This is a genomic window from Martinezella miluonensis (genome assembly GCF_900094545.1).
Taxonomy (GTDB): Bacteria; Pseudomonadota; Alphaproteobacteria; order Rhizobiales; family Rhizobiaceae; genus Rhizobium; species Rhizobium miluonense.
In genome coordinates, this window is record NZ_FMAH01000085.1 from 1 (window position 1) to 8653 (window position 8653).

At 57.3% G+C, this 8653-nt stretch carries 8 protein-coding genes and 2 pseudogenes; 2 read left to right on the forward strand and 8 right to left on the reverse strand.

Features of this window, described 5'->3' with window-relative positions; translation table 11 throughout:
* Nucleotides 1–577 (forward strand): IS5 family transposase (locus GA0061102_RS32060; protein ID WP_139115138.1); only part of this gene is annotated, 577 nt, incomplete at its 5' end.
* Between the two features lie 50 nt (nt 578–627).
* Here the strand turns inward: GA0061102_RS32060 and GA0061102_RS32065 are convergent.
* From GA0061102_RS32065 to GA0061102_RS32095, 7 genes and pseudogenes are all read right to left on the reverse strand, one after another.
* A pseudogene (locus GA0061102_RS32065) lies at nt 628–1032 on the reverse strand (transposase); the annotation flags it as partial.
* A 313-nt stretch (nt 1033–1345) separates the two neighbouring features.
* Nucleotides 1346–2137 carry an SDR family NAD(P)-dependent oxidoreductase gene (locus GA0061102_RS32070; protein ID WP_092856714.1) on the reverse strand — a complete coding sequence of 264 codons (792 nt, stop codon included), beginning with the start codon at nt 2135–2137 and terminating at the stop codon, nt 1346–1348.
* Between the two features lie 425 nt (nt 2138–2562).
* Nucleotides 2563–3024 (reverse strand): MarR family winged helix-turn-helix transcriptional regulator, encoded by a 462-nt coding sequence (locus tag GA0061102_RS32075; RefSeq protein ID WP_092856717.1) that lies wholly within the window; start codon nt 3022–3024, stop codon nt 2563–2565.
* A gap of 109 nt (nt 3025–3133) precedes the next feature.
* Nucleotides 3134–3850, reverse strand: a complete 717-nt coding sequence (locus GA0061102_RS32080) for an SDR family oxidoreductase (RefSeq protein ID WP_092856720.1) — start codon at nt 3848–3850, stop codon at nt 3134–3136.
* Between the two features lie 68 nt (nt 3851–3918).
* Complete coding sequence (locus GA0061102_RS32085; RefSeq protein ID WP_092856723.1) at nt 3919–4293, reverse strand: hypothetical protein; 375 nt, start codon at nt 4291–4293, stop codon at nt 3919–3921.
* A 27-nt stretch (nt 4294–4320) separates the two neighbouring features.
* Nucleotides 4321–5202 carry an NmrA family NAD(P)-binding protein gene (locus tag GA0061102_RS32090; RefSeq protein WP_092856726.1) on the reverse strand — a complete coding sequence of 294 codons (882 nt, stop codon included), beginning with the start codon at nt 5200–5202 and terminating at the stop codon, nt 4321–4323.
* 216 nt (nt 5203–5418) lie between these two features.
* Entirely contained in the window at nt 5419–7371 is a 1953-nt protein-coding gene (locus tag GA0061102_RS32095) for a putative bifunctional diguanylate cyclase/phosphodiesterase (RefSeq protein WP_167668112.1), read from the reverse strand.
* 337 nt (nt 7372–7708) lie between these two features.
* Here GA0061102_RS32095 and GA0061102_RS34155 point away from each other — a divergent pair.
* A pseudogene (locus GA0061102_RS34155) lies at nt 7709–7900 on the forward strand (gamma-glutamyltransferase); the annotation flags it as partial.
* A 176-nt stretch (nt 7901–8076) separates the two neighbouring features.
* Here GA0061102_RS34155 and GA0061102_RS32100 read toward each other — a convergent pair.
* Nucleotides 8077–8653: IS5 family transposase (locus GA0061102_RS32100; RefSeq protein WP_139115138.1), on the reverse strand; the 577-nt coding region annotated here is incomplete at its 5' end.

Here is an 8653-nt window from a genome sequence, read left to right on the forward strand (position 1 = left end):
AGGGTTGGAAATCTACGGCGCGGGCCAGTGGCTGGAGGAGAAGCACGGTGCCAAATCACGTCGGAACTGGCGAAAATTGCACCTGGCTCTGGATGCCGGCAGCGGCGACATCATCGCCCACGTCATGACCGACCAAGATGCCGGCGACGCCTCGCAGGTGAAGGCGTTGCTTGACCAGATCGATGCGCCGATCGGACAGTTCACGGCCGACGGCGCCTATGACGGCAGTTCAACTTATGACGCCGTGGCCTGGCATAGCGCCGGTGCTACGGTGGTCATTCCGCCACGCGCGAACGCGGTGAAACGGCCAGACGCCGGTCCCTCGAGCCAACGAGACCGCCACATCGCGGCGATCAACACCGATGGCCGGATGAAGTGGCACGCTGCGACCGGCTACGGGAAACGATCTCTGGTCGAGACCGCAATCGGTCGCTACCAATCGATCATCGGATACAGGTTGCGGGCGCGCTCATTCGGAGCGCAGCAGACGGAAGTCGCCATAGGCTGTGCCGTCCTCAATCGAATGCTGGCATGCGCACGCCCGAAATCCGTCCGCTGCAAAACCGTCACCGCGTAGCCAGAGCATCAAAGACAGAAATCCGTTCTTTCAGCGACCGATGCACCAACGCTATGCTCGATCGGATTGAGGTCCGGCAAGTAGGGTGGCAAGAACCGGAGCCCGGCACCGGCGGCTTTGATAGTTTTGCCGATGCTGGCCGAATGGTGGCTGCCGAGATTGTCCATGATGACAACGTCGCCTGGCTTGAGGACGCGAACCAACTGATGCTCGACATAGGCGCGAAAGCACTAGTCGCTGATCGGCCCGTCCAAGACACAAGGTGCGGTCATCCAGTCGCTCCTCGACGCATTGAGGAATGTTAGAGTGCGCCAGCGGCCGTGTGGCGCGAACGCCCGCAGACGCCTGCCTTTTGGTCCCCAGCCCCTGATGGGCGTCATGTTGGTCTTGATCCAGGTCTCCTCGATGCAGACAAGACCTGGATCAAGATGACTTTGCAAGCTTTGCCGCCATCGCAGAGGCAATTCTCGCGTATCGCGCAACGACGATGATGATTCAATGGCATTGGGCCGAGCTCGGTGAGAGTCGGCGGTTCGATTCCGTTCAAGAGCTTCACGTGCGTTTATAGTCACGCAGGCATGGCGCGGATAGAGTCAACGCTTGGGATGCAAGAGGTGGAGGATGTCGTTCACATGTGCCGGCTGGAGCCACTCCTCACCTAGACGTCGAACGACAAAGGTGATCGTTCCCCCATTTAATAGACCTCAGGAATAGCATTGTTGCCGTCCCCCGAATTCGCTCGAGTGGACGGCGTTCTCTGCTTGACAGTCAGAACGCGCTCTTCACAACGCCGCCATCGACCCGCAGTGCCGCGCCGTTGGTGGCCGAGGACAGCGGACTCGCCACATAGGCAACCATGGTTGCGATTTCCTCAGGCGTCGTGAAGCGTTTGATCAGTGAAGTCGGTCGGATTTTCTCGAAGAACTCGGTCTCGAATTGCGCGAAAGTCTTCCCCTCGGATCCGGGCAACGCAGCGACAAAGTCGACAACGCCGCGCGACTTCGTTGGACCCGGCAACACGCTGTTGACCGTGATTGCGGTGCCGGCAACGGATTCGGCGATACCGCGCGCCGCGGCGATCTGGGCCGCCTTGGTCACACCGTAGTGCACCATCTCGGCCGGAATATGCACGCCGCTTTCGCTCGATATAAAGATGATGCGGCCCCAGTTACGCTGGCGCATCGAGGTCAGATAAAGACGGGCGAGACGAACACCTGAAAGCACATTGACATCGAAGAAGTGCCGCCAGTCAGCATCCGGGATCTCTTCGAACGGCTTGGGTTCGAAGATGCCGAGATTGTTGATCAGGATTTCGACATTTGGGTAGAGTTTCGTGACCGCATCCGCGGCTGCTTCAGTTCCGAGATCGCCGGCAAATCCTTCAACACGGCCGCTTCCAATTGCAGCAAGTTCGGCGACCGCGCGATCGACGGCATCTTGGGTTCGCCCGTTGACGATGACATGAGTGCCTTCGCGAACGAGCGCTGCCGCAATCGCATGACCGATGCCGGCGGTGCTGCCGGTAACGAGAGCCAGTTTACCGTTGAGTTCGAGGTTCATGAGAATTCTCCAATGAAAAACAGAAGAGCTCGAGTGAGCATAAAGAGCGGGTTATCTGAGTGGCGGCGTCGCCGCGTTGAGAGTCGCCACCCTACGGCAGATCCGGTTGGCGGACCAGCTGGCCCTGCTTGGTGACGATGGTCGATCCGTAGGGCTCACGAGACGCGACTGCCAGCGCACCATTGGCGAAGGGCCGCGTAGATGGTGTCTCAAAGGACATATGTAGCGAATGGTGAAGGCGCCGCGTCAGTCTGCGGTTCGATCCATTTCAAGAGCCGCGGATATCGTTCCTATAGCGCGCAGCGAGTGGCTGGGCTTTCGAACAATGAGCCTGCTTGCTGATGGGCTGTGCCGAATGAGACAGTCAAGGACGGCTGGTCGGGTCCATTTGATTGGTCCGTCATCAGTGGGTCTCTTCCGAAGGCTCAGTCTTCGGAAGAGACGGCCGGCAAGTCGCCGACGATGATCTCTTTCAGGCTGTGCCGGAGCGTTGCGACGTTGGTGGTACCATTCAGTCGCTCGAATTCTTGCTGCGCATCCTGCCAGAGAGGAGCCGCTCTCTCGTGCAAGCGTCGGCCCTCCTCCGTGAGTTCAATGATACGAACTCGGCCGTCCGCGGGTGATGGCTTGATGGTGACAAAGCCGTCGCGTTCTAGGAAGCCAACCATCTTTCCCATCGCCGTCCGCTCGATATCGAGCCGTTCCGCGAGAGCGTTGACAGCGGCACCGTCCGCTTCGTCGAGAGCCGCCAGTGTCAGGAACTGCGTGATACGCAGTCCGACGGGCTCAAGATGGGCATCGTAGAACCGCGTGATCTGTCGGCTCGCCTTTCTCATGGCTGAGCAATTGCATTGATCGATTCCAAGCGGTTGGTTCGCCGACAACATGTCGTTTCCTTTCGAGTCCTAGTTACCGTCCGCAGGCCATATGGCGCAAAGTCCAAGGCCTCCGCATCACATAGCCTGCGGCTTGGCGGTTTCTCCACCATCTTGGCGCTTAGAACAATCCTGGCGGCGGCGTGATATAACCGGGTATCTCGGCTGCAAGCGTGCTCTTCAGGAGTGACGTTCCCTGGTCGGCCATGATCTCGCTCTTGCCGGCGGCGAGTGCGTCATAGGTCTGGCGCACCACATCCTCTGGGCTGGCTTTTGGCACATCGATGCCATTGGTCAGGTCGGTATCCACGAAACCGACATGCAGTCCGAGTACCTCGATGCCACGATCTTGAAGGTGAAAGCGAAGCTGATTGGTATAGCTCCATGCCGCCGCCTTCGATGCGGCGTACGGTGTGAGATAGGGACGCGGCAACCACACGATGTCGGATAGAACATTAATGATCGCAGCATGCTGCTTGGACGACAGGACCTGTTCGAAGGCCTGCGTGACGCGGGCCACACCATAGTAATTGATATCGAACAGCTGCTTCGACTGCGCTTCGAAATCGCTTGCCAGAGGTCCGTCGATGAGAGCAGCGGTGCCCGCGTTGTTGATCAGCAGAGTGGTATCATCCGCGATTTCTGCCGCGGCGGCGATCGATGCCTTGTCCGTGACATCGATCCGGACGGGGATGATGCCGGGCTCATCGAAGCCGCTCGTGTTGCGCATGCCGGCATAGACCTTCTTTGCTCCGCGGCGACGGGCCTCGCGCGCAAAGGCTAGGCCCAGGCCGCGATTGGCTCCGGTAATGAAGACGGTGGTGTTGGTGACATCCATGACAAATTACCTCTCTAAAGCCACAGATCAGGGCATCCAATATCGATACCCGCCTGCGGGCGATAAGTTTAAAGAAAAAGGTCTTCCGACAACTGGCCGGACAGTGCCTCGCGAAGATTGGCGGCGAGAGACAACACAGCACCAAGCGGGCTCATCCGCACGCTGACGCGTGGCACCGAACCATCGGGGTTCCGGTCGACAACGACGACGGCGTTCAGGCTCTCCCCGCTTGTCAGAACCGCCTCGTATTCAAGAAAGAGGCGAGAGCCGACAGTCTCGAGAAACGTGGGAATCTGCGAAGCGTAAAAGGTTCCGACCGTGTCAACGGCGAGCTTGATCTCGTGGCGTCCGATGACGGGACCTCGCAGCACGGAGCTGGTCAGTTCCGCGTCGACGGTCAGGTCGTCCAGAAACGGGTGACGTTCGCCTTGAATATTCGACATTGTTCAAACTCCTTGCCTCGACGGTTGTCATGCAAAGGCGGCGCGATTGTTGGCGATGAATTGCTGCACCGAGAGTGCCGGCGTTCTGGTAATCTTCTCGACGGCATCGTTGGTGCCGGCGAAGACGCCATCACGATAGTTCTGGGCGACTTCGGCCAGGTGCTGCACGAGGAAAGGCGGAAACTTGTAGAGACTTTCCATCTTGTCCTTGAACACCTCGATCGAAGTCGGCGCGTAGTCGATCTTTGCGCCGAGCACCTCGCTCATGGCGGCGGCGATCTCGGTATGGTTCATCTCGACGGGGCCATGGAGCGGATAAATCTTGCCTCCGTGCCCCGAAGGATTAGCCAGGAGGTGGGCGATCACTCGCCCCTGATCATCGGTCGCGATTGGTGCGTGACGACCGTTGGCAAACGGAAATTCGATCTTTTTCGTGGCCCATATCTCCTTGGCAAAATGCGGATAAACGAGCCAGTCGGCAAAGAAGGTCGGGCGGAGATGCGTTGTTGGAACACCGGACCAGTCGAAGACCCGCTCGGAAACCCAATGGTCCTGCGCCGCATGGCTCGCCGATTCACGACGCGCCGATATCTGCGACATGTTGACGACCGCGGTGACGCCCGCTTCCTTTGCGGCCTGCGCGAAATAGGCCGCGGCACCGATGATACCCGGTGCGATGGGATGAAGGAAATAGGCCGCTCGGATGCCTTCCATGGCGCCCCGGATGTCATCGAGGTCGGTAAAGTCGCCGATGGCGATATCAACTCCCCGCTGCCTAAGGGCCGTCGCCCGCTCATCGTTCGAACGCACGTAGGCGCGCACCGACTTGCCCATCTTCAGTAATTCATCGATCGCCGCACCACTGGTCCGTCCGGTCGCCCCGCTTACAAGTACCTCAGCCTCACTCATAATCTCGCTCCTTTTCGATATGAGAGCATATGCTCCTATAAAGATCAAAATAAGAGCATATGCTTGTATCGTCAATAGGGAGCATTTGCATTTTTGAGGAGGATCATTTTTGGATCGAGTGTGAACCAGCACCAAAGGCGCCGAATGACCGGGGCGCGCGGGTTCATATCCGTTCGAGACCATCATTTGTGGTATTTATCGGAGATGCTTGTCGGTTCAGCTAGCTAACGAGCCTGCTTGCCGCGCCGCGATGAAACACCATTCGGCAGCACCTTCTTCGGTGAGCGGCCGGGAATAGAGGTAGCCTTGCACCAGCGTAGCTCCCAACCCTCTAAGGGCTGCAAGCTCGTCTGGTGTTTCAACTCCTTCAACCACGCATTCCAGCCCCATGTCCCGGCTGAGAGTGAGAAGAGATTTCACTATTTTGTAGCTGGCAGGCCTCTTGTGCAAATCTGTGACGAAGCTGCGGTCGATCTTGATCTTGGTCAGAGGAAGAGCATGCAGCCGGGTCAGGCTGGAATAACCGGTGCCAAAGTCGTCGAGTGAAATGCCACAACCGAGGCGCCGTAGCATTTCGACCGACGATTTGATTTGCTCGAAATCAAGCGTAAGGGCCGTTTCGGTAATTTCAAGATCAAGGCGCCCCGCGTCGAAGCGGCTGCCTTCGATGATCCCGACTAACGACAGCACCCCTTCACAGGAGTTGAGATCGTGGGCTGACAGGTTGAAGGACAGGCGCAAAGGCTCCTCCCACTGCGATGCGAAGGCAAGTGCCTTTCTAAGCAGAGGCTGCGTCAGCGAACTGACGATGCCGGCTCGTTCAGCAATTGGGAAGAATTGTCCTGGCGAGACATGTCCAAGAACCGGGCTGTACCAGCGGGCAAGAGCCTCGAAGCCAACCGTTTGCTCATCGCCTATGTTCACAATCGGCTGAAACATGACCGAAAGTTCGTCTTCCAAATTGGCTTGCTTGAGCAGATGCTCGATGCGCGCTTCGATGTTGATCTGCCTTTCGTGTTCAGCGTCAAATAGAACCGCGCCCCCACGGCGTGTCTTTTTGGCATGGTAGAGGGCATAATCCGCCCTGTCGAAAAGCTGCTCCAGAGTAGAGGCGAGGTCTGGAAAGACCGCTATTCCCATCGATGCGGATACGTGCACCGTTCCTTCCGGCAAATGATAGGGCTCCCCCAACCGTTCGGAAATTGCGTTCGCATTTGCGACAAGCAGAGCATCGTCCGGCGCGAGCGGAGCGACAATTGCAAACTCGTCACCACCCAATCGAAACGCCCGACTGGCTTTCAAACTGGTCGTGAGGCGCCTACTGACGTCGATCAGGAGCCTATCTCCCATCGAATGTCCGTAAAGGTCATTGACCGGCTTAAAGCCATCGAGATCAATGACGCCTAAGGCCAGTCGCGTATTCTCGGCTTTGGCCCTTTCAAATTCGACTTCCAGATGCGTAAAGAACGCTCGACGGTTGGGTAGCTCCGTCAGGCTGTCGATATTCGCAAGCAAGAGATTCTCATTGCTAAGTGCTTCTGTGCGCTGCTGTGAAATAACCATGCGCTCGAAATTGCGATAATTTGTCAGGAGAATCGACATCATGCCCGCGCAGACCAGTGCCACATTGATTGCTATAGCAATGAAAGTCGGTTGCCTTGAGGCGATGAAGAACAAAACGAATGCTCCATTGACGATCACAGTGACTATGAATGCCGCCGAGCGAACATACATTAGACAGAAGATGCAGGAGATGACCGTGATCGCCATATAGAAGGCAACGTGAGATTGAGCATATGCATCGCCATAAGGCACCAGCAAAAATGACCAGACAGTGAATGCAATGGGAAGGCCGACAGCCAGACGATTGGTGCGGACGAGTGCGGCGTGAGCCACGTCTGGCATGGGATCGATATTGCGCGTTCTCCACCAGAATGTGATCCTAAGCATGCAGCCGAGCGTAAAAAGCGCGGGAATGCCAACGGTGAGCCAAATCGGTGCTGATTGCATATGGGTGATAGAAAGCGCCCATGTGCTCGAAATCAGGATTAAATACATCATCGGCATCTGCCGCGTGAAAGCGCGGTACTGAGCTTTCAGCAGGTCCGGATTATCGGACCGAATGGACATGAAATGCTGCAATTGTTGTTTAGCTTTCAGTATTTCCATTGCTCGACTCGCAGAGTAATTGCACAGCTCATAGCATCGATGTCATTACACTATTTGAAATACACACGGTTAACTAATAAACAATGGCTTCAACCATCAAGTGCATGTCTTGTTATTCTGAGTCGGAAGAAGAGCAGGCGCCAGATTATAGCAAGCGACATAATGCAATCGATTCAATGAAGAACGTCCGCGCAAAGCAGAACCGTGCCGGGTTTGGCGGGCCGTTTGGTTGTCTTGCATTGCCTTGGTCAAGGTGGTTGGAGCATTCGTTATCGTCACCGTATTGCAGAGCAGGCAACGCGGCGTAAATTGATTGTTGGGATCGCGCCTCAGCGGCGATCCGCACTTCACGAACCAGCCAGCGGAGGACTGACTGAGGCGGCCGCGCCTGGCAAGATCGGCACGCTCCATTGATCTTGAACGCGCAATGGAATGGCCGCAGCTTTTTCGCCTCGGCGACACCGTCTTCTTCGGCGTGACCGATGCCTCGGGCAGGAGCGTTAGCGTTCTGCAGAGCACCTATTTCGACGGGGTACAGTACGAAGGATAGCTGAGGCTCTCCGCTCTACGTCGCGTCAGCTTGCCATACCACAAGGAGCAAGCAACAAATCGACCATGACCGCCAGTATTGGAGTGGCGAGTATATCCGATAAGCGTTGGTGCATCGGTCGCTGAAAGAACGGATTTCTGTCTTTGATGCTCTGGCTACGCGGTGACGGTTTTGCAGCGGACGGATTTCGGGCGTGCGCATGCCAGCATTCGATTGAGGACGGCACAGCCTATGGCGACTTCCGTCTGCTGCGCTCCGAATGAGCGCGCCCGCAACCTGTATCCGATGATCGATTGGTAGCGACCGATTGCGGTCTCGACCAGAGATCGTTTCCCGTAGCCGGTCGCAGCGTGCCACTTCATCCGGCCATCGGTGTTGATCGCCGCGATGTGGCGGTCTCGTTGGCTCGAGGGACCGGCGTCTGGCCGTTTCACCGCGTTCGCGCGTGGCGGAATGACCACCGTAGCACCGGCACTATGCCAGGCCACGGCGTCATAAGTTGAACTGCCGTCATAGGCGCCGTCGGCCGTGAACTGTCCGATCGGCGCATCGATCTGGTCAAGCAACGCCTTCACCTGCGAGGCGTCGCCGGCATCTTGGTCGGTCATGACGTGGGCGATGATGTCGCCGCTGCCGGCATCCAGAGCCAGGTGCAATTTTCGCCAGTTCCGACGTGATTTGGCACCGTGCTTCTCCTCCAGCCACTGGCCCGCGCCGTAGATTTCCAACCCT